An 18,225-nucleotide genomic window follows, 5' to 3' on the forward strand; every position below is an offset into this window, starting at 1 on the left:
CCCCGACCCCTAACTTCCCTGTGCGGTGGCGAGTTTGAGGGCCAGTACCGGGCAGTCGGCGGCGGCTCTGCGGGCGCGTTTCAGGGTGGTGGGTGGAAGGGGTGCCTCGCCCAGGAGCGGGTAGCCCCACTCGTCGAGCGTGATGTGTTCGGGGAGGAGTTCCGCGCACAGGCCGTGGCCCTGGCAGGCGGTCCAGTCGACATCCAGGCGGTACGTGCGGTCCGCACGGTCGGTGCGGTGGGCGTGGCGGGCCATGTCAGTTCCTGTTCGCGGGGACGGGCAGCAGCGGGGAGTGGTCGGTCGCCGTGCAGCGGCCCGCGGCGTGCGCGTCGAGTTCGGCGGCGAAGGTCGTGAGTGCGCTGCGCACCAGGCGGACCGTGCCGTCGGGGTGGTGGCAGGCGCCGCGGCCCTCGACGAGTCCGGCCCAACGGGTGATGTCGTCGCGGGTGCCGCCCTGCGGACCGGGTGCGGCCAGGGTCTGGAAGGCGGCGGCGATACGGGGCAGACCGTTGAGGCAGGGTCCGCACTGGCCCGCCGACTCGAGGGCCAGGTAGCGCAGCACACGGGCGGTCTCGGCCAGGCCGCAGCGGCCTGTGGGCAGCGCGGCGAGCACGCCCGCGCCGAGGTCGGCGAGGGTCAGTGTGCGGGTCGCGGCCTCGGCGGCCGGGAGCCAGGTGCCGTGGTAGCCGCCGACCAGGACCGCACCGATGCCGTCCAGCGGGAGGAGACGGTGCAGCGGCATGCCGAAGGGGGCTTCGACGACCCGTACCTCGCGGCCGGGCACATGCACCGTGCACAGGGCGCTGCCCGGTTCGGCCGGGGTGCCCACCGAGCGGAACCAGTCGGCGCCGTAGCGGGCGATCAGGGCGAGGTGGGCGAGCGTCTCGACGTTCTGGACGAGCGTCGGCGCGCGGTGCACGCCCTGTTCACGCACCGGGGGCCGCTGGTGGCGCGGGAGGGCCGCGTGTCCGCAGACGTACTGGGTGAGGGCCGAGGACTGGCCGGACAGGAAGCGCTTCGGGACGCGTACCGTGCGTACCCGCAGCGGGTCCCGTCGCTCGGCGAGCGCCGCTTCGAGGGGCGTGGCGTGGTCCTCGACCGCGAGGTACGCCTCCCCCGCGCCGACCGCCTCGGCCGCCAACTGCAGCCCGTCCAGGACGAGATGGGGCGACAGCCGCAACAGTGTCCTGTCCTTCGCGCTCGCGGGCTCGCCCTCCGCGCCGTTGGCGACGACGACCGGGGTGCGACCGGTGCGGCGGCCCGCCTCGGCGACCGAGACCAGCTTGCGGTACGTGGGGAAGGCGGCGCCGCCGCGGCCGGTGAGCCCGGACTCGGCGATCGTGCGCAGCAGTTGGGCCGGATCGCCGTGCGCCACCGGGCCGTAGCGCTGCTCGTGGGTGGTGAAGCCGGCCGGGGCGCCACCGGGAGCGAGCAGGCGGGGTGGCATGTAGATGTCCGTAAAGGTGGTGGCCATGGTCGCGGTCGCGGTCGTAGTCGTGGTCATGGGCGGGCTCCTTCGGGCGTACGGGCTTCGGCCGTACGGAGCAGGGTGGACGGGGTTCGCCCGGAGGCTCGGGCCGCGTGGGCGACGCGGATGCCGAAGGCCGTGAGGACCGCGGCCACGCAGGAGATCGTCAGCCACAGCATCCAGCCGGCGCCGGTGTCCGTGCCGATGCCGATGCCGTGGAGGAGCGCGATCGGCCAGGAGGCATAGGCCAGCCAGTGGACGGCGCGCCAGGCGCGGTGCCCGACGCGGGCGCGGAGCAGGCTGGTGATCAGTACCGCGACCATCAGATCGAGGGCCACCGTGCCGAGGCCCAGCCAGAGGGGTTGGTAGGTGGAGGCGAACGGGACGAGGACGTCGAGGAGGCTGATGCTCACATAGCTGTCGACGACCGCGGCCGTGATGTGCAGGGCCAGGAAGACGGTGGCGGAGAGGGAGAGGGCGCGGTGCAGCTGGACCGTCCCGAACCTCGGGAGGCCGGGGAGTCTGCCGCGCAGACGTACGGCGATGCCCAGGAGTACGACGACGGTGAACAGGACCAGGCTGACCGCTCCGGTGGCTCTGTTGGCGTACCACAGGAGGGAGGAGTCGCTCATGCGGCGGCCTCGGGTCCGGGCCAGGCCGGGTCGGAGGTCGGCCAGCCCGGTGTCGTCACCACCGTGCCGTCCTTCGCCACCAGACGTGCGGGCAGGCCGAGCCTTGCCAGCCACCGTTCCGCGCCCGCGCCCTTGACCAGGGCCGCCGTGCCGGCCGCGTTGGCGTCCGCGCAGGTCGCGGCGGCCACGGAGACCGTGCGCCAGGGGGTCTCGGGCAGGCCGGTGTACGGGTCGACGATGTGGTGGAGGTCGTGGGCGCCCCGGCGCCAGCGGCGGGCGGTGGTGCCGGAGGTCGCGAGGCCGCCGCTCCGGATGGCGACCGTGGCGTACGTCCCCGGCGCGGGTGTCTCCTCGACCGGGCCCGTGGCGTCCTGGACGCGGATGCGCCAGCCGCCTGCCGGGGGTTCGCCGGCCACGACCGTGTCGCCGCCCAGGCTCACCAGGACTCCGCAGCCCGCCGTCCCGGCCAGCAGGGCGGCGGCCTTGTCGGCGGCCCAGGCCTTGGCCGTGGCGCCCAGGTCGAGGCGGACCCCGGCCGGGACGGTGACCGTGTCGGTCGCGCGGTCCAGGGTCACCGCGCGCCAGCCCGGGACCGGGCGGACGGTGAGCCGGACCGGGCGGTCGTCCTCCTGGACCAGACGGAAGTCGCGGTCGTAGCCGAGAGCGCCGATGGCCGAGCCGACCGTGGGATCGACGGCCCCGTCGGTCGCGGCGGCGGCGCGCAGGGCGACGGCCAGCCCCTCGGCGAGCAGTGGGCTGACCCTGACCGGGCGGCCCTGTGCCTGGTCGAGGGCCACCAGTTCCGAGTCCTGGCGGAACCGGCTGCACGCGGCGTCGACCTCGGCGAGGTGCCGGGCGAGCAGCAGGTTGCAGGAGTCCAGCAGGGCCGGGTCGGTGGTGACCAGGCGGACGCTGGTGCCGAGGGCGCGCCAGTCGGCGGCGGCCGTGGTGCGGCGGGTGAGCGTGGCCATCACGACGCCCCCGAGGTGGAGTCGGCGGAGCCGCCGCTGGAGGAGGTGGGGTTGGCGGAGGGGGCCTGAAGGGTCGAGTCCGTACTGCCGCTCGAATCGCTGTCGCTGCCCGTGGTCGACGACTCCGAACCGGACGACTCCGCACTCGTCGCACTCGTCGCCGTCGTCGTACTCGTCGCACTCGTCGTGCCGCTCGCAGCCGTGTCCGCGTCCGCGTCCGCCTGCATCGTGCCGACCAGGGCGAAGACCCCGGCTGCCGCCGCCAGCGTGACCGCCGCCGCGGCGGCCGCCGTGCGCCGTGCTCCTCTGCGGACCGCCGCGGCGGCCCCCCGCTCGCTGCCTGTCATGGCTGCTCCCCTCCGAATGACGCTCTGTCACGTCCTACGGTCGGGGAGCAGCCTGAGAGAAATCTGTGAGGCACCCGTACGCCTCGGAAGAAGTCTCTGAGAGACGTCTTTAATTTCAGACTTCAAGCAGTTCGGCTGCTCGGCCGGTTCTGCTACTCGGCCGGTTCTGCTACTCGGCCGCCAGGCGGGCGATCGCCTCGTCCACGGTCAGCTCCTCGCGCTCGCCGGTGCGGCGGTCCTTCAGTTCGAGGACGCCCTCGGCCGAGCGGCGCCCGGCCACCAGGATCTTCGGTACGCCGATGAGCTCGGCGTCCGTGAACTTCACGCCCGGGGAGACCCCGGCACGGTCGTCCACGAGGACGCGTACGCCCGCCGCGCCGAGCTTCTCGGACACGTCGAGGGCGAGCTCGGTCTGCAGGGCCTTGCCGGCGGCGACGACGTGGACGTCGGCGGGAGCGATCTCCTTGGGCCAGCACAGCCCCTGCTCGTCGGCCGACTGCTCGGCGAGCGCCGCGACCGCGCGGGAGACGCCGATGCCGTACGAGCCCATGGTCACGCGGACCGGCTTGCCCTGCTGGCCGAGGACGTCGAGCTGGAAGGTGTCGGCGTACTTGCGGCCGAGCTGGAAGATGTGGCCGATCTCGATGGCGCGGTCCAGCTTGAGGCCGGTGCCGCACTTGGGGCACGGGTCGCCCTCTTCCACCACGACGACGTCCAGGTAGTCGTCGACCTCGAAGTCGCGGCCGGCGACGACGTTCTTCGCGTGCGTGTTGACCTTGTTGGCGCCGGTGATCCAGGCCGTGCCGGGGGCCACCCGCGGGTCGGCGATGTAGCGGACCTTCTCCAGGCCCTGCGGGCCGACGTAGCCGCGGACGAGGTCGCCGCGGCCCTCGAAGTCCTCGGCGGTGACGAGTTCGACGACGGCGGGGGCGAGGTGCTCTCCCAGCTTGCCGAGGTCGACCTCGCGGTTGCCGGGGACGCCTACGGCCACGATCTCGCCGTCGACCTTGACCAGGAGGTTCTTGAGGGTGGCGGAGGCCGGGACGCCGAGGTGCTCGGCGAGCGTCTCGATGGTGGGGGTGTCGGGGGTGTCCAGCTCCTCGACCGGGCCGACGCCGGAGCCGTCCACCGGCTTCAGGGCGAAGGTGACGGCCTCCGTGTTGGCCGCGTAGTCGCAGGACGGGCAGTCCACGAAGGTGTCCTCACCGGCCGCGGCGGGCGCGAGGAACTCCTCCGACGCCGAGCCGCCCATGGCGCCCGAGACGGCCGACACGATGCGGTAGTCCAGGCCCAGGCGGGCGAAGATCTTCTGGTAGGCGGCGCGGTGCAGCGCGTACGACTCCGCGAGGCCCTCGTCCGTCGTGTCGAAGGAGTACGAGTCCTTCATCTGGAACTCGCGGCCGCGCAGCACGCCGGAGCGCGGGCGGGCCTCGTCGCGGTACTTCGTCTGGATCTGGTACAGCATGACCGGCAGGTCCTTGTAGGACGCGACCTGGTCCTTCACGACGAGGGTGAAGATCTCCTCGTGGGTCGGGCCGAGCAGGTACTCGCCGCCCTTGCGGTCCTTCAGACGGAAGAGGAGGTCGCCGTACTCCTCCCAGCGGGCGGAGGCCTCGTAGGGCTCCTTGGGCAGCAGGGCCGGCAGGAGGACCTCCTGCGCCCCAATGGCGTCCATCTCCTCGCGTACGACCCGGGAGATGTTGTCGAGGACCTTCTTGCCGAGCGGCAGCCAGGTCCAGATGCCGGCGGAGTTGCGGCGTACGTAGCCGGCGCGGACGAGCAGCTTGTGACTGAGCGTCTCGGCGTCCGCCGGGTCGTCACGCAGTGTCTTGACCATCAAACGGGACATGCGCTGGACCTGGGCCATGGTTCTCGACTCCTGCTGCGTAAGGGTGATGGCTAGGAGGTTAGCCGGGCGGCCCATCCCGGTGGAAATCGGTTAGCGCCTGCGGAGGGGCAGCGGGGCGCCCATGACGGCGTACGGCTTGGGTGCGCTGGGGAAGAGAACCTGCCGCGCGAGGTCCTCGTACCCGAGGGAGCGGTACAGGCCGCGGGCCGGGCTGTCGGTGTCGATGGCGGAGAGGATCGAGCGGGGTTCGGTGGCGCTGTCCGTGATGTCGGTGATCAGTGACCGGCCCACGCCGTGGTTCTGGTAGTGCGGGTGGACGTGCAGCTCGGTGATCACGAAGGAGTGGTCGAGCCAGGCGTCGCGACCCTGGGCGCGCAGATACGGCTCCACGACGGTGGACCACCAGTGAGTGCGGTCGTTGGGCATGCCGTAGACGAAGCCGACGAGCCGTCCGTCGGGCGTCGTGGCGCCGAGTGCGCGAGCTCCCGGGTACGTGAGGTGACGCAGCACGATCTGCCGGCGTACGGCGACCTCGTCGGCGCCGAGCCCGAAGGCGAGGGCCTGCACGGCGAGCGCCTCGTCGACGCGCGCCGCGAGATCCAGCGGGCCGACGACCACGTCGTCGGGGTTGCGGGGGCCCTGACCGGGAAAGCGCAGCATGCCGGGGAGACTACCGGGGCGCTTCGCCGGATCGCGCCGGGACTACGGGAGGTTGTGTCCGATGCGGCCCGGTCGGGGGCCGGTCGGGAACCGGGCGGGGGCCGATCGGGGACCGGTCTGGGGTCGATCGGGGAGTTCCCCGCGGCCCTGCGAGCGCTAGAACAGCACGCTCATGAACGCGCCGATCTCCTGGAAGCCGACACGGTGGTAGGTCGCCCGGGCCGGGGTGTTGAAGTCGTTGACGTAGAGGCTGACGAGCGGGGCGACGTCGGCGAGGGCGTAGCGCATGACGGCCGCCATGCCCGGGGCCGCCAGCCCCTGCCCCCGGTACTCGGGGGCGACCCACACCCCCTGGACCTGGCAGACCTGCCGGGTGGCGGCGCCGATCTCGGCCTTGAAGACGACCTTGCCGTTCTGGTCGAGGCGCGCGAACGAACGGCCGGTGCCGACGAGTTCGGCCACCCGCGCCTGGTAGAGCAGGCCGCCGTCACCGGCGAGCGGTGAGACGCCCACCTCCTCGGTGAACATCGCCACGCACGCCGGCATGATCGTTTCCATCTCGTCCTTGCGGATGCGGCGGACGTACGGATCCGGGGCGATGTCGGCGGGGAGCCGGTCGGTGACCATCAGGGGCTGGTGGGCGCGGACCTCGCGGGCCGGTCCCCAGCTGGGTTCGAGCAGCCGCCACAGCTGGGCGGTGGCCTCGACGGGGCCGACGATCGAGGAACAGCGGCGGCCGGCCCTTCTCGCCCGGTCGGCGAAGCCGCGGACGGCGCGGGGGGTGGCGCCGATCGGGACCAGGTTGGCGCCCGCGTAGCAGAGGGACCTCAACATGCCGTCCTCGTACCAGCCCCACATCTCGCCGCCGAGCCGCCAGGGGTCGAGGCCCGCGACCTGTACCCGGGACGCGACGAACGCGTTCGCGACCGGGTCGCGGTCGAGGACGGCGAGCGCGGCGTCCAGGTCACTCGGTTCGAGGACCCTGGTGGTGGTCTGGGTCAACAACGGGACGACTCCATCACTCCTTGCGGGCAACGACAGCGTGTCGCGCACCCTGTTAGCGTCGTCGCGTGCTCGTTTGTGGGCACCGGTCAGGGCTTGACCGTCGCATCACTGCGAGAAGCCCCCTGGGGCGGAGTCACACGGTCTGCTGATCTCCGTACTTTAGCCGGAGATACCAAGCAGCACCGCACGCAAGGGACCCGGGCGCCACCTCCGGAGGGGCACCCGGGTCCCTTGCGCCACAAGGTGGGTCAGCCCGCCACCGACACCGAAGGCTCGCCGGAGGCGATGCCGTCGGCCTCCATCTGCTCGGCGAGCTTCATCGCTTCCTCGATGAGCGTCTCGACGATCTTCGACTCGGGGACCGTCTTGATGACCTCGCCCTTGACGAAGATCTGCCCCTTGCCGTTGCCGGAGGCGACGCCGAGGTCGGCCTCGCGGGCCTCGCCCGGACCGTTCACGACGCAGCCCATGACGGCGACGCGGAGGGGGACCTCCATGCCCGTCAGACCGGCGGTGACCTCTTCCGCCAGTTTGTACACGTCGACCTGGGCACGCCCGCAGGACGGGCAGGACACGATCTCCAGGCCCCGCTGCTTGAGGTTCAGCGACTCCAGGATCTGGAGACCGACCTTGACCTCCTCGGCGGGCGGCGCCGACAGGGACACCCGGATCGTGTCGCCGATGCCCTCGGAGAGCAGCGCTCCGAACGCCACCGCCGACTTGATCGTGCCCTGGAAGGCGGGACCCGCCTCCGTCACACCGAGGTGCAGGGGGTAGTCGCACGCCGCCGCCAGCTGGCGGTACGCGTTGACCATGACCACCGGGTCGTTGTGCTTGACCGAGATCTTGATGTCCCGGAAGTCGTGCTCCTCGAAGAGGGACGCCTCCCAGAGGGCGGACTCGACGAGCGCCTCGGGGGTCGCCTTGCCGTACTTCTGGAGGAGCCGCTTGTCGAGCGAGCCCGCGTTGACGCCGATCCGGATCGGGGTGCCGGTGTCCTTCGCGGCCCGCGCGATCTCCTTGACCTGGTCGTCGAACTGCTTGATGTTGCCGGGGTTCACACGGACGGCCGCGCAGCCCGCGTTGATCGCCGCGAAGACGTACTTCGGCTGGAAGTGGATGTCCGCGATGACCGGGATCTGCGACTTGCGGGCGATCGTGGCGAGGGCGTCGGCGTCGTCCTGGGTCGGGCACGCCACCCGTACGATCTGGCAGCCGGAGGCGGTCAGCTCGGCGATCTGCTGCAGCGTGGCGCCGATGTCCGACGTACGCGTGGTCGTCATCGACTGCACCGAGACGGGTGCGTCTCCACCCACGGCCACGGTTCCGACCTGGATCTGCCGGCTCTTCCGACGCTCGGCGAGCTTGGTCGGAACGGACGGCATGCCGAGAGAAATCGCAGTCATCTGCTGTGCAACCCCAAGTTGTGGATCAAGGTCCCGGAATCGTGGGCTCCAGGCTCCGAGATTACGGCACCGGCGCACGCCCGAGCACATCACGCCCCTAAACCCACCCAACGGATGGCGGCCGGACACCCAGGGTGCCCGGCCGCCACGAACGGTGTCTTGCCAAGAGACCGCCTAGGAGATTTTCACCGGGTTAACAACGTCCGCGATCAGGACGAGGATCGTGAAGCAGACGAAGATTCCGGCCACCACATAGGCCACCGGCATCAGCTTCGCCACGTCGAACGGGCCCGGGTCCGGCCGCCTCAGCACCTTCGCCGCGTTCCGCCGCAGCGACTCCCACAGCGCGCCCGCGATGTGCCCGCCGTCGAGCGGGAGCAGCGGGAGCATGTTGAACAGGAACAGGGAGAGGTTGAAGCCCGCGACCAGCAGCAGCATCATCGCGACCTGCTGCGATGCCGGGATGTCGAGGGTGAAGACATCACCGCCGATACGGGCCGCGCCGACCACGCCCATCGGGGAGTCCGCCTTGCGCGGGCCGTCGCCGAAGGCCGCGTTCCACAGGTCGGGGACCTTGCCGGGCAGCGAGACGAGCGACTCGACGCCGTTCTGCATCATGTCGCCCATGCGGTTCACGGACTGGCCGAACGACTGCTGGACGATGCCGGAGGCGGGCGTGAAACCGAGGAAGCCGGCGTACACGTACTTGCCCTCGACATAGCCGCCGTTGCCGTCGGTCTTGCTGACCTGGTTCTTGATCAGGTGAGCGGTCAGGTCGACCTTCTGGCCCTTACGCTCGACGGTGAGCGTGACGTCCTTGCCGGGGTTGGAGCGGATGTCGGACTGCAGCGCCGACCAGTCGCCGATCGCCTTGCCGTTGAACGCGACGATCTTGTCGCCGCCCTTGAGCCCGGCGGCCTTGGCGGGCGCGGCCTGGTCGCTCGCCGCGCACTTCGCCCGGTTCTCGCTCTGCTGGATGACACAGTCCGAGACCTTGCCGACCGTGGTGGTCTGGGTCTGCACCCCGAACGTCATCATCACGCCGAGGAAGATCGCGACGGCCAGGACGAGGTTCATGAACGGGCCCGCGAACATCACGATCACGCGCTTCCACGGCTTGCGCGTGTAGAAGAGGCGGGTCTCGTCGCCGGGCTGGAGCTCCTCGAAGGCGGCCGACCTGGCGTCCTCGATCATGCCCCGGAAGGGGGAGGTGGAGCGCGCCTCGATACGGCCGTCCGGGCCGGGCGGGAACATCCCGATCATGCGGATGTAGCCGCCGAGCGGGACCGCCTTCACCCCGTACTCGGTGTCGCCCTTCTTCCGCGACCAGATGGTCGGCCCGAAGCCGACCATGTACTGCGGCACGCGGATGCCGAAGAGCTTGGCCGTCGACAGATGTCCCAGCTCGTGCCAGGCGATCGAGATGAGCAGGCCGACCGCGAAGACGACTATGCCGAGGATCATCATCAGGGTCGTCATGCACGAGCCTCCGCGGTTGTCGTCTGTGCCATTGGTGCCGTCTGTGCGGTCAGTTCACGGGCCCGGGCGCGTGCCCAGGTCTCCGCTTCGAGGACGTCTGCCACGGTCAGGGAAGTTCCCGTTCCGGGTGTGCCGTGTTCCTCGACCACCCGGGTGACGGTCTCCATGATCCCGTTGAACGGCAGGGCGCCGTTCAGGAACGCGTCCACGCACTCCTCGTTGGCGGCATTGAACACCGCCGGGGCCGTACCCGCGAGCTGCCCCACGTGCCGGGCGAGCCCGACGGAGGGGAACGCGTCGTTGTCGAGCGGGAAGAACTCCCAGCTCGACGCCTTGGTCCAGTCGAAGGCGGGCGCCGCGTCCGGGACGCGTTCGGGCCAGCCGAGACCGATGGCGATCGGTCCCCGCATGTCGGGGGGCGTCGCCTGGGCCAGTGTCGATCCGTCCGTGTACTCAACCATCGAGTGGACATACGACTGCGGGTGCACCACCACCTCAATGCGATCGAAGGGAATGTCGTAGAGGAGGTGCGCCTCGATGACTTCCAGCCCCTTGTTGACCAAGGTCGCGGAGTTGATGGTGATCACCGGGCCCATGGCCCAGGTCGGGTGCGCGAGGGCCTCGGCGGGAGTGACGTTCGCCAGCTCCGCCTTCGTACGCCCCCGGAAGGGTCCGCCGGAGGCGGTCACGACCAGCTTGCGCACATCGGCGCGCGTACCGGCCGCCAGTGCCTGGAAGAGCGCCGCGTGCTCGGAGTCGACCGGGATGATCTGGCCGGGCTTGGCCAGCGCCTTCACCAGCGGGCCGCCGACGATGAGCGATTCCTTGTTGGCGAGCGCGAGGGTGCGGCCCGCTTCCAGGGCGGCGAGGGTGGGGGCGAGGCCGATGGAGCCGGTGATGCCGTTGAGGACGGTGTGGCAGTCGGAAGCGGCGAGCTGGGTGGCGGCGTCCGCGCCGGCCAGGATCTCGGGAAGGGCCTCACCGGGTGCGTACTCGGCCGTGAGCGCCTCCCGCAGCGCCGGTACGACGTCCTCGCGCGCGACCGCGACCGTGCGTACGCGCAGCCGGTGGGCCTGCTCCGCGAGCAGTGCGACCCTGCCGCCGGCGGCGGAGAGCGCGGTGACCCGGAACCGGTCGGGGTTGCGCAGCACGAGGTCGATGGCCTGGGTGCCGATCGAGCCGGTGGAGCCGAGGATCACGACATCCCGGACTCCGTCCACGGGGTCGAAGACAAGATGCGGATCAGCGAGGGGGGCTGGACTGTCGCTCATCCCCCCATTGTGGCCGCTGCGCGACCCACACAGGACAGGGCTCCCCTCTTCTCCTCGCTTCTCCTCTCTTCTGACCCCATGAGCACCCCGATCTTCTGACCCCATGAGCACCCCGACGTACCGGAGGAAGCGAAATCACCCTTTGTGAAACCAGCGTGAAGATCATGTGATAGCACTTCATGCACGTCGTCACTCTCACTGGCCGGTGGACGACCGGCCGGGGGGCGACACCCTGGGGGGTTCTCATGCGGATACGCGCTGCCCTGCCCGCGCTCGCGGGCGCCGTGGCACTGACAGGCACGTTTCTTCTCAGCACACCGGCGCAGGCGGCCGGCGGTGTGACCATCTACCACGTCTGGTTCGACAGCCCCGGTTCGGACAACCGCTCCAACGCGAGCCTCAACGCCGAGTGGGTGCAGATCAAGAACACCAGTTCGGCGGCGATCTCCCTCAAGGGCTGGATCCTCAAGGACGTCTCGAACCACAGGTACACCTTCCCGAACGTGAAGATCGGGGCGCACAAGACCATGAAGGTGCACACGGGCAGCGGTAGGGACACCGCGGGGGACAAGTACCAGAACCGCCGCGCGTACGTCTGGAACAACACCAGCGACACCGCCACCCTCACCAAGGCGAACGGCGGCAAGGTCGACGCGTGCTCGTGGACGACGCGGGACCCCAGCGACAAGTACTGCTAGGTCCTGCCGGCCCCCGCGTCCTCACCGCTTGCGGCGGCGTCGCGCCTTGGACCTGCCGGGGCGCGCGCCGCCGCGTGACGGCGCGGCGGCGGGCGCGGGGGCTGCCGCGGGAGCAGTCGCGGGCGCGTCGGCGTCCGCCGGGGCGAAGTCGCCCTCGACCACGCCCTGAGCCGTGTCCATGGTGGGGGCCGTGAAGTGCAGGTCCTCGACCCGGTCGCGGCGTTCGAGGGTCCCGGGCGCACCGCCGGAGGCGTCCAGGTTGAAGACGTAGCCGACCGACTCCTCCTTGATGGCGTCGGTCATCGCGCCGTACATGTCGAAGCCCTCGCGCTCGTACTCGACGATGGGTTCCCGGCCGAGCGTCCAGCGCAGACCGATGCCGTCGCGGAGGTAGTCCATCTCGTAGAGGTGCTCGCGCCATTTGCGGTCGAGGACGTTGAGGACGACGAGGCGTTCGAGGTCGCGCAGGGTATCGGCGCCGAGTTCGGTCTCGCGGTCCTCGTAGCGGTCGTGGATGTCCCGGGTCATGGCCTCGGTCAGGTCGTCGGCGGTGAGGTTCGCGCGCCCGCCGGCCGCCTCCTCCAGGTCCTCGATCGTGACCCGTACCGGATAGAGCTGTTTGAAGGCGCCCCAGAGCCGCTCCAGGTCCCATTCCTCGGGGAAGCCCTCGCTGGTCTCCTGTTCGATGTACGCCCGCACGGTGTCGTCCATGAAGTGCAGGAGCTGTTCGCGCAGGTCCTCCCCCGCCAGGACGCGGCGGCGCTCGGCGTAGATGAGGGTGCGCTGCCGGTTGAGCACCTCGTCGAACTTCAGGACGTCCTTGCGGGACTCGAAGTGCTGCTGCTCGACCTGGGCCTGGGCGGAGGCGATGGCGCGGGTGACCATCTTGTTCTCGATGGGGATGTCGTCGGGGACGTTCGCCATGGCCATCACGCGGTCCACGACCTGGGCGCGGAACAGGCGCATCAGGTCGTCCTCCAGGGAGAGGTAGAAGCGGGAGGCGCCGTTGTCGCCCTGGCGTCCCGAGCGGCCGCGCAGCTGGTTGTCGATACGGCGGGACTCGTGGCGTTCGGTGCCCAGCACATAGAGCCCGCCGAGCTCCTTGACCTCCTCGTACGCCGCCCCGACCGCGGCGGTGACGCGCTCGCGCACCTCGCGGCAGGCGTCGGGGTGCTCCTCCTCGGTGAGTGCGCGCTTCTCCAGCTCGGCGGCTATGAGGGACTCGGGATTGCCGCCGAGCATGATGTCGGTGCCGCGGCCCGCCATGTTGGTGGCGACGGTGACGGCGCCCTTGCGGCCCGCCTGGGCCACGATCTGGGCCTCGCGCTGGTGGTTCTTGGCGTTGAGCACCTCGTGCCGGACACCGCGTTTCCTGAGCAGCGCGGAGAGCAGTTCGGACTTCTCCACCGATGTGGTGCCGACGAGGATCGGCTGCCCCTGGGCGTGCCGCTCGGCGATGTCCTCCACGATCGCGGCGTACTTGGCGTCCACGGTGCGGTAGATCTGGTCGGGTTCGTCGGCGCGCTTCGGGGGCCGGTTGGTCGGGATCGGCACGACCTGGAGCTGGTAGATCTGGTGGAACTCGGCCGCCTCCGTCATCGCCGTGCCGGTCATGCCGGCGAGCTTCTCGTAGAGGCGGAAGAAGTTCTGCAGGGTGATCGTGGCGAGGGTCTGGTTCTCGTCCTTGATCGTCACCCCTTCCTTCGCCTCGATCGCCTGGTGCAGTCCCTCGTTGTAGCGGCGGCCCGCGAGGATGCGGCCGGTGTGCTCGTCGACGATCAGCACCTCGCCGTCCACGACCACGTAGTCCTTGTCCCTCTTGAAGTGCTCCTTGGCCTTCAGGGCGTTGTTGAGGTGCCCGATGAGGGAGGTGTGTTCGGACTCGTACAGACTCTCGATGCCGAGCTGGTCCTGGAGGTACTCGACGCCCCGGTCCAGGATCGCGACGGTGCGTTTCTTGGGGTCGTACTCGTAGTCGTACGTGGCCCGCAGCGCCGCCAGCTCCTCCTTCTCGGCCGGCCGGGTGAAGAGCTCCTCCTGGACGCGGACGCCCTTCATCCGTCGTACGAGCCCCGCGAACGCCTCGTACCACCGGGTGGGCTGGTCGGCGGGACCGGAGATGATCAGCGGGGTGCGGGCCTCGTCGATGAGGATGGAGTCGGCCTCGTCGACGATCGCGAAGTGGTGGCCGCGCTGTACGAGTTCGTCCCTCGACCAGGCCATGTTGTCGCGCAGGTAGTCGAAGCCGAACTCGGTGTTGGTGCCGTAGGTGATGTCGCAGGCGTACTGGGCGCGGCGCACGGCGGGCGTCGACTCGGACTTGATGACACCGACGGTCAGGCCCAGGAAGCGGTAGGCGCGGCCCATCCACTCGGCGTCGCGCTCGGCGAGGTAGTCGTTGACCGTGACGAGGTGGACTCCCTTGCCGGACAGGGCGTTCAGATAGACGGGGAGGGTGGCGACGAGGGTCTTGCCCTCCCCCGTCTGCATCTCCGCGATGTTGCCGAGGTGCAGCGCCGCGCCGCCCATCACCTGGACGTCGAAGTGGCGCATGCCCAGGGTCCGCCGGGCCGCCTCGCGCATCGCGGCGAAGGCCTCCGGCAACAGGTCGTCCAGGCTCTCGCCGTCGGCGTGGCGCTGTTTGAACTCCGGGGTGAGGGACTGGAGTTCCTCGTCGGACAAGGCCCTGAACTCCTCGTCCAGGGAGTTGACCTGATCGACGACGCGCTGGAGCCTGCGCAGCACCCGGCCCTCGCCGGCCCGCATGATCCTGCCGGTGATGACGTCCAGACCTTTGCCCGGCATAGGAATTCCCCCAGAACTAAACGGCGTCCGCGAGCAGCCGAATCCAGTGATTGGCTCGTTGCAGAATGTGGACGCCCTGCTGATTCGCTTTGATCACCTCGCGCAGGACGGGATCGTCGACCACGTCGAGCGCGCTCTTGAAGAGTTGTTGGATGACGGGCCGTTCCCCCGGCCGTCCGGCGTCCAGCAGACCGTCGACGTCACGGAGGTCGATGCGCCGGATCCGTACGGCGTCGAAGGAGGGCACCGGCGGGCGCGGCTCCATGTCGACCAGGGCGAGCGCGCAGTCGTTGAGGAGAACCGCGAGGGCGTCGCGGTGCGCCTCGAAGGTCTCGGGCGCGGCTTCGCGCAGCTTCTGCGCCAGCGGCCGCACCTCTTTGCGGACGGTCCGCAGGGCCCGTACGAGATCCGGTTCGTCGAGCTGACGCCGGGCCTCGGCGCGGGCGCGCGTCAGCTGCGCGGAAAGACCGTGACCGTGTTCTTCCCCGATTCCTTGGCGCATCTGCCGTCCCCGTTCGCCATTCTCCTCATTGTCGACGCACATATTCGGTGCGGCAAGCGGCGGAATGGCGAACCGGGACGGCAGTGAATTCCTGGGGAAAAGGTCAGCGAATGGGGCGGTGGACGTTTTCCTTCCGGCTCGGGCCGGGTGTCGCGTCGGCGATCCAGGGGCCTTCCCCGGACGGGTCGATCACGCCCTGCTCCAGCCATTCGTACGTGCCCGCCAGTACGCCCTTGACGACCTTGCGGTCGAGGTCGTCGGTGTTGCTCCACAGGCGGCCGAAGAGTTCGTCGACGCGGATGCGGGACTGGCGGCAGAAGGCGTCGGCGAGCTGGTAGGCCTCGCGGCCGTGCTGCCCGGTGAGGCGCAGGTGTTCGGCGCGGACGCAGGCCGCGCTCATCGCGAAGAGCTCGGCGCCGATGTCGACGATCCGGCCCAGGAAGCCCTGCTTGGTCTCCATCCGGCCCTGCCAGCGGGACATGGCGTAAAAGGTGGAGCGGGCGAGCTTGCGGGCATTGCGCTCGACGTAGCGCAGATGCGGGGAGAGATCCACCTGCCGGTTGAACTCGCCGTACGAGCGCGGGAGCTGCCCCGGGCCCGCGACCAGTTTCGGCAGCCACTTGGCGTAGAAGACACCCGCGTTCGCGCCTGCCTTCGCCTTGTCCGAGAGGGACTTGTCGGGGTCGATGAGGTCACCGGCGACCGACAGGTGGGCGTCGACGGCCTCGCGGGCGATCAGCAGGTGCATGATCTCCGTGGAGCCCTCGAAGATCCGGTTGATGCGCAGGTCGCGCAGGATCTGCTCGGCGGGCACCGCCCGCTCGCCGCGCGCCGCCAGCGACTCGGCGGTCTCGAAGCCGCGGCCGCCGCGGATCTGGACCAGTTCGTCGGCCATCAGACAGCCCATCTCGGAGCCGTACAGCTTGGCGAGGGCGGCCTCGATGCGGATGTCGTTGCGGTTCTCGTCGGCCATCTGGGAGGACAGGTCCACGACGGCTTCGAGGGCGAACGTGGTGGCCGCGATGAAGGAGATCTTGGAGCCGACGGCCTCGTGGAAGGCGACCGGCTTGCCCCACTGCTCGCGGGCCGCCGACCATTCGCGGGCGATCTTCAGACACCATTTGCCCGCGCCGACGCACATGGCGGGCAGCGAGAGGCGGCCGGTGTTGAGGGTGGTGAGGGCGATCTTCAGGCCCGCACCCTCCGGGCCGATCCGGTTCGCGGCCGGGACCCGGACCCGGTGGAAGCGGGTGACGCCGTTCTCCAGGCCGCGCAGGCCCATGAAGGCGTTGCGGTTCTCGACGGTGACGCCCTCGGAGCCGGCCTCCACCACGAACGCCGTGATGCCGCCCTTGTGGCCCTCGGACTTCGGGACGCGCGCCATGACGACGAGCAGATCGGCGACGACGCCGTTGGTCGTCCAGAGCTTCACCCCGTCGAGGACGTACTCGTCGCCGTCCGGGACGGCGGTCGTGGCGAGCCGCGCCGGGTCGGAGCCGACGTCCGGCTCGGTGAGGAGGAAGGCCGAGATGTCGGTGCGGGCGCAGCGCGGCAGGAAGACGTCCTTCTGCTCCTGGGTGCCGAAGAGCTTCAGCGGCTGCGGTACGCCGATCGACTGGTGCGCGGACAGCAGGGCGCCGATCGCCGGGTTCGCGGAGCCGACGAGGGCGAGCGCCTTGTTGTAGTACACCTGGGTGAGGCCGAGGCCTCCGTACTTGGTGTCGATCTTCATGCCCAGGGCGCCGAGGTCCTTGAGGCCGTCGATGACCTCGTCCGGGATCTGTGCCTCGCGCTCGATACGGGCCGGGTCGATCTTCGTCTCGCAGAAGTCGCGCAGCTTGGCGAGGAACTCCTCGCCGCGCTGTACGTCGTCCTCGGCGGGCATGGGGTGCGGGTGGATCAGGTCGAGGCGGAAGCGGCCGAGGAACAGTTCCTTGGCGAAGCTGGGCTTGCGCCAGTCCTGTTCGCGGGCCGCCTCCGCGACCTGACGTGCCTCACGTTCAGTGACGGTGGGCTGGTGGGGTGTTGCGGACATGAGGCTCACCTCGCCGCGCATAGGGATCTTGGGGACCTTCGTTACCGATCGGTTCTACTCGATCGTATTTACCCGATTACGGGTGAGCCCACCAGTCCTCGCGCGCGTTCGCGTGAACGTGTACCCCATGAGTTTGGGCCGATGCCCGCCGATGCCGGCCGATGTCAGCGGATGTCAGCCGATGTCGACGGAGTACGCCTTGGTGTCCAGCCGTCCCGAACCGCGGAAGACCTCGCTGCCCGACTCGATGCCGGAGAGGTACTTGTCGTTGCCGAGCAGCTTGCGGCGGACCAGGGCCTGAGTGAAGTCGTCGAGGTCGAGGGAGGCCTTGGTGGTGTTGGTGCGGCGGACGAAGGAGTACACCTTCCAGCCGATGTCGCCCTGGTAGATGTCCCACATGGCGCCGTCGAGGCTCACGCTGCCGTACTTGGTGCCGAGGGGGCCCGCACCGCCCTGCCGGTTGAGCCAGACCATGATTTCGTCGGTGGGCTGGTCCTGCCAGTCCGCGTTGTTCCTGGCGTGCAGCCACAGGTCGTACGCGACGTTCATGGTGCCGGGGTCGGAACTGACCGAAAACTCCCAGCTGGTTCTGACCGGCTTGCGGTCGCCGACCCGGACGGGCAGTTCGGTGGCCGCCTTGTCGGTCTTCCAGCCCCAGTGCCAGCCGAGCACGGTACTGGCGTACGACTTGACGCTGTTCTCCTTGCCGGCCTTGCTGGTCCAGGTGTAGTTCGTGCCCCAGCCGATGGTGTCGCCGGAGCGCGAGGTGTCCCAGACGCACTGGGTGCCCGTGCCGTCGTCCTGCCCCCAGAGGTTGTTGTTGACGTAGTACTTGCCCATCGTGACGGTGTCGAAGGCGCCGCACTTCTTGCCGGCCTCGCCCGCCTGGGCGACGGTGACGCCCGCGGCGGCCGCGAGCGCCACCGTTCCCGCGAGCATCGTCTTCGCCTTCTTGGACAGGCGCGGTCGGCGGTGTTGCATCGAAGGTCCTTCCGGAAAACGGTCTGCGTACGCCTTCTCAGTGACCACCGGGGCTCGAAAGGTTGCCGCCGCACGGCGAAGTCCGGGGCGCGAAACGTACCGGCGCCCGACACTGG

16 protein-coding genes are annotated in these 18,225 nt (G+C 70.0%); 1 reads left to right on the forward strand and 15 read right to left on the reverse strand.

Features of this window, described 5'->3' with window-relative positions; genetic code table 11:
- Nucleotides 1-9 precede the first annotated feature (9 nt).
- From ACFZDJ_RS29910 to dxr, 11 genes are all read right to left on the reverse strand, one after another.
- Nucleotides 10-255, reverse strand: coding sequence for a ferredoxin (locus ACFZDJ_RS29910; protein WP_391063474.1), 246 nt, complete (start codon nt 253-255; stop codon nt 10-12).
- A 1-nt stretch (nt 256) separates the two neighbouring features.
- Nucleotides 257-1,504 carry an NADH-ubiquinone oxidoreductase-F iron-sulfur binding region domain-containing protein gene (locus ACFZDJ_RS29915; RefSeq protein WP_391063477.1) on the reverse strand — a complete coding sequence of 416 codons (1,248 nt, stop codon included), beginning with the start codon at nt 1,502-1,504 and terminating at the stop codon, nt 257-259.
- Nucleotides 1,501-2,100 carry a ferric reductase-like transmembrane domain-containing protein gene (locus ACFZDJ_RS29920; RefSeq protein ID WP_391063479.1) on the reverse strand — a complete coding sequence of 200 codons (600 nt, stop codon included), beginning with the start codon at nt 2,098-2,100 and terminating at the stop codon, nt 1,501-1,503. Before ACFZDJ_RS29920 ends, ACFZDJ_RS29915 begins: the two co-directional genes overlap by 4 nt.
- Nucleotides 2,097-3,071 carry an FAD:protein FMN transferase gene (locus ACFZDJ_RS29925; RefSeq protein WP_391063482.1) on the reverse strand — a complete coding sequence of 325 codons (975 nt, stop codon included), beginning with the start codon at nt 3,069-3,071 and terminating at the stop codon, nt 2,097-2,099. The genes ACFZDJ_RS29920 and ACFZDJ_RS29925 overlap by 4 nt, the downstream gene beginning before the upstream one ends.
- Entirely contained in the window at nt 3,071-3,418 is a 348-nt protein-coding gene (locus tag ACFZDJ_RS29930) for a hypothetical protein (protein WP_391063485.1), read from the reverse strand. The genes ACFZDJ_RS29925 and ACFZDJ_RS29930 overlap by 1 nt, the downstream gene beginning before the upstream one ends.
- 169 nt (nt 3,419-3,587) lie before the next feature.
- Nucleotides 3,588-5,285 carry a proline--tRNA ligase gene (locus ACFZDJ_RS29935; RefSeq protein ID WP_099943600.1) on the reverse strand — a complete coding sequence of 566 codons (1,698 nt, stop codon included), beginning with the start codon at nt 5,283-5,285 and terminating at the stop codon, nt 3,588-3,590.
- Between the two features lie 72 nt (nt 5,286-5,357).
- Nucleotides 5,358-5,927 (reverse strand): GNAT family N-acetyltransferase, encoded by a 570-nt coding sequence (locus ACFZDJ_RS29940; RefSeq protein ID WP_168511702.1) that lies wholly within the window; start codon nt 5,925-5,927, stop codon nt 5,358-5,360.
- 156 nt (nt 5,928-6,083) lie between these two features.
- Nucleotides 6,084-6,932, reverse strand: a complete 849-nt coding sequence (locus ACFZDJ_RS29945) for a GNAT family N-acetyltransferase (protein ID WP_390933507.1) — start codon at nt 6,930-6,932, stop codon at nt 6,084-6,086.
- A gap of 248 nt (nt 6,933-7,180) precedes the next feature.
- On the reverse strand, nt 7,181-8,338 hold the full coding sequence (gene ispG, locus ACFZDJ_RS29950) for a flavodoxin-dependent (E)-4-hydroxy-3-methylbut-2-enyl-diphosphate synthase (protein WP_095852303.1): 1,158 nt from the start codon (nt 8,336-8,338) through the stop codon (nt 7,181-7,183).
- A gap of 174 nt (nt 8,339-8,512) precedes the next feature.
- Nucleotides 8,513-9,817 carry a site-2 protease family protein gene (locus ACFZDJ_RS29955; RefSeq protein WP_391063489.1) on the reverse strand — a complete coding sequence of 435 codons (1,305 nt, stop codon included), beginning with the start codon at nt 9,815-9,817 and terminating at the stop codon, nt 8,513-8,515.
- Complete coding sequence (dxr, locus tag ACFZDJ_RS29960; protein WP_390933508.1) at nt 9,814-11,088, reverse strand: 1-deoxy-D-xylulose-5-phosphate reductoisomerase; 1,275 nt, start codon at nt 11,086-11,088, stop codon at nt 9,814-9,816. The genes ACFZDJ_RS29955 and dxr overlap by 4 nt, the downstream gene beginning before the upstream one ends.
- A 245-nt stretch (nt 11,089-11,333) precedes the next feature.
- Here dxr and ACFZDJ_RS29965 point away from each other — a divergent pair, with 245 nt between their 5' ends.
- Nucleotides 11,334-11,786: a lamin tail domain-containing protein gene (locus ACFZDJ_RS29965; protein ID WP_168496180.1), complete on the forward strand. Its 453-nt coding sequence runs from the start codon at nt 11,334-11,336 to the stop codon at nt 11,784-11,786.
- 21 nt (nt 11,787-11,807) lie between these two features.
- Here the strand turns inward: ACFZDJ_RS29965 and secA are convergent, their stop codons facing one another.
- The 4 genes from secA to ACFZDJ_RS29985 form a co-directional block, all read right to left on the reverse strand.
- A complete protein-coding gene (secA, locus tag ACFZDJ_RS29970) occupies nt 11,808-14,591 on the reverse strand; it encodes a preprotein translocase subunit SecA (protein WP_391063492.1) in 2,784 nt (927 codons plus the stop codon).
- A 16-nt stretch (nt 14,592-14,607) separates the two neighbouring features.
- A complete protein-coding gene (locus tag ACFZDJ_RS29975; protein ID WP_391063495.1) occupies nt 14,608-15,093 on the reverse strand; it encodes a hypothetical protein in 486 nt (161 codons plus the stop codon).
- A 103-nt stretch (nt 15,094-15,196) separates the two neighbouring features.
- A complete protein-coding gene (locus tag ACFZDJ_RS29980) occupies nt 15,197-17,128 on the reverse strand; it encodes an acyl-CoA dehydrogenase family protein (protein ID WP_390933512.1) in 1,932 nt (643 codons plus the stop codon).
- 174 nt (nt 17,129-17,302) lie between these two features.
- Nucleotides 17,303-18,109: an endo-1,4-beta-glucanase gene (locus tag ACFZDJ_RS29985; RefSeq protein ID WP_384912099.1), complete on the reverse strand. Its 807-nt coding sequence runs from the start codon at nt 18,107-18,109 to the stop codon at nt 17,303-17,305.
- Nucleotides 18,110-18,225: the final 116 nt, after the last annotated feature.

The organism is Streptomyces sp. NPDC007896 (assembly GCF_042959425.1).
GTDB lineage: Bacteria > Actinomycetota > Actinomycetes > Streptomycetales > Streptomycetaceae > Streptomyces.

Excerpts from the sequence above, each read along its gene's own strand:
- ACFZDJ_RS29910 (WP_391063474.1), bottom strand. The coding sequence starts at position 255 with ATGGCCCGCCACGCCCACCGCACCGACCGTGCGGACCGCACGTACCGC.
- ACFZDJ_RS29975 (WP_391063495.1), bottom strand. The coding sequence starts at position 15,093 with ATGCGCCAAGGAATCGGGGAAGAACACGGTCACGGTCTTTCCGCGCAG.
- ACFZDJ_RS29930 (WP_391063485.1), bottom strand. The coding sequence starts at position 3,418 with ATGACAGGCAGCGAGCGGGGGGCCGCCGCGGCGGTCCGCAGAGGAGCA.
- ACFZDJ_RS29965 (WP_168496180.1), top strand. The coding sequence starts at position 11,334 with ATGCGGATACGCGCTGCCCTGCCCGCGCTCGCGGGCGCCGTGGCACTG.
- secA (WP_391063492.1), bottom strand. The coding sequence starts at position 14,591 with ATGCCGGGCAAAGGTCTGGACGTCATCACCGGCAGGATCATGCGGGCC.
- ACFZDJ_RS29940 (WP_168511702.1), bottom strand. The coding sequence starts at position 5,927 with ATGCTGCGCTTTCCCGGTCAGGGCCCCCGCAACCCCGACGACGTGGTC.
- ispG (WP_095852303.1), bottom strand. The coding sequence starts at position 8,338 with ATGACTGCGATTTCTCTCGGCATGCCGTCCGTTCCGACCAAGCTCGCC.
- dxr (WP_390933508.1), bottom strand. The coding sequence starts at position 11,088 with ATGAGCGACAGTCCAGCCCCCCTCGCTGATCCGCATCTTGTCTTCGAC.
- ACFZDJ_RS29955 (WP_391063489.1), bottom strand. The coding sequence starts at position 9,817 with ATGACGACCCTGATGATGATCCTCGGCATAGTCGTCTTCGCGGTCGGC.
- ACFZDJ_RS29925 (WP_391063482.1), bottom strand. The coding sequence starts at position 3,071 with ATGGCCACGCTCACCCGCCGCACCACGGCCGCCGCCGACTGGCGCGCC.
- ACFZDJ_RS29985 (WP_384912099.1), bottom strand. The coding sequence starts at position 18,109 with ATGCAACACCGCCGACCGCGCCTGTCCAAGAAGGCGAAGACGATGCTC.
- ACFZDJ_RS29980 (WP_390933512.1), bottom strand. The coding sequence starts at position 17,128 with ATGTCCGCAACACCCCACCAGCCCACCGTCACTGAACGTGAGGCACGT.
- ACFZDJ_RS29935 (WP_099943600.1), bottom strand. The coding sequence starts at position 5,285 with ATGGCCCAGGTCCAGCGCATGTCCCGTTTGATGGTCAAGACACTGCGT.
- ACFZDJ_RS29915 (WP_391063477.1), bottom strand. The coding sequence starts at position 1,504 with ATGACCACGACTACGACCGCGACCGCGACCATGGCCACCACCTTTACG.
- ACFZDJ_RS29920 (WP_391063479.1), bottom strand. The coding sequence starts at position 2,100 with ATGAGCGACTCCTCCCTCCTGTGGTACGCCAACAGAGCCACCGGAGCG.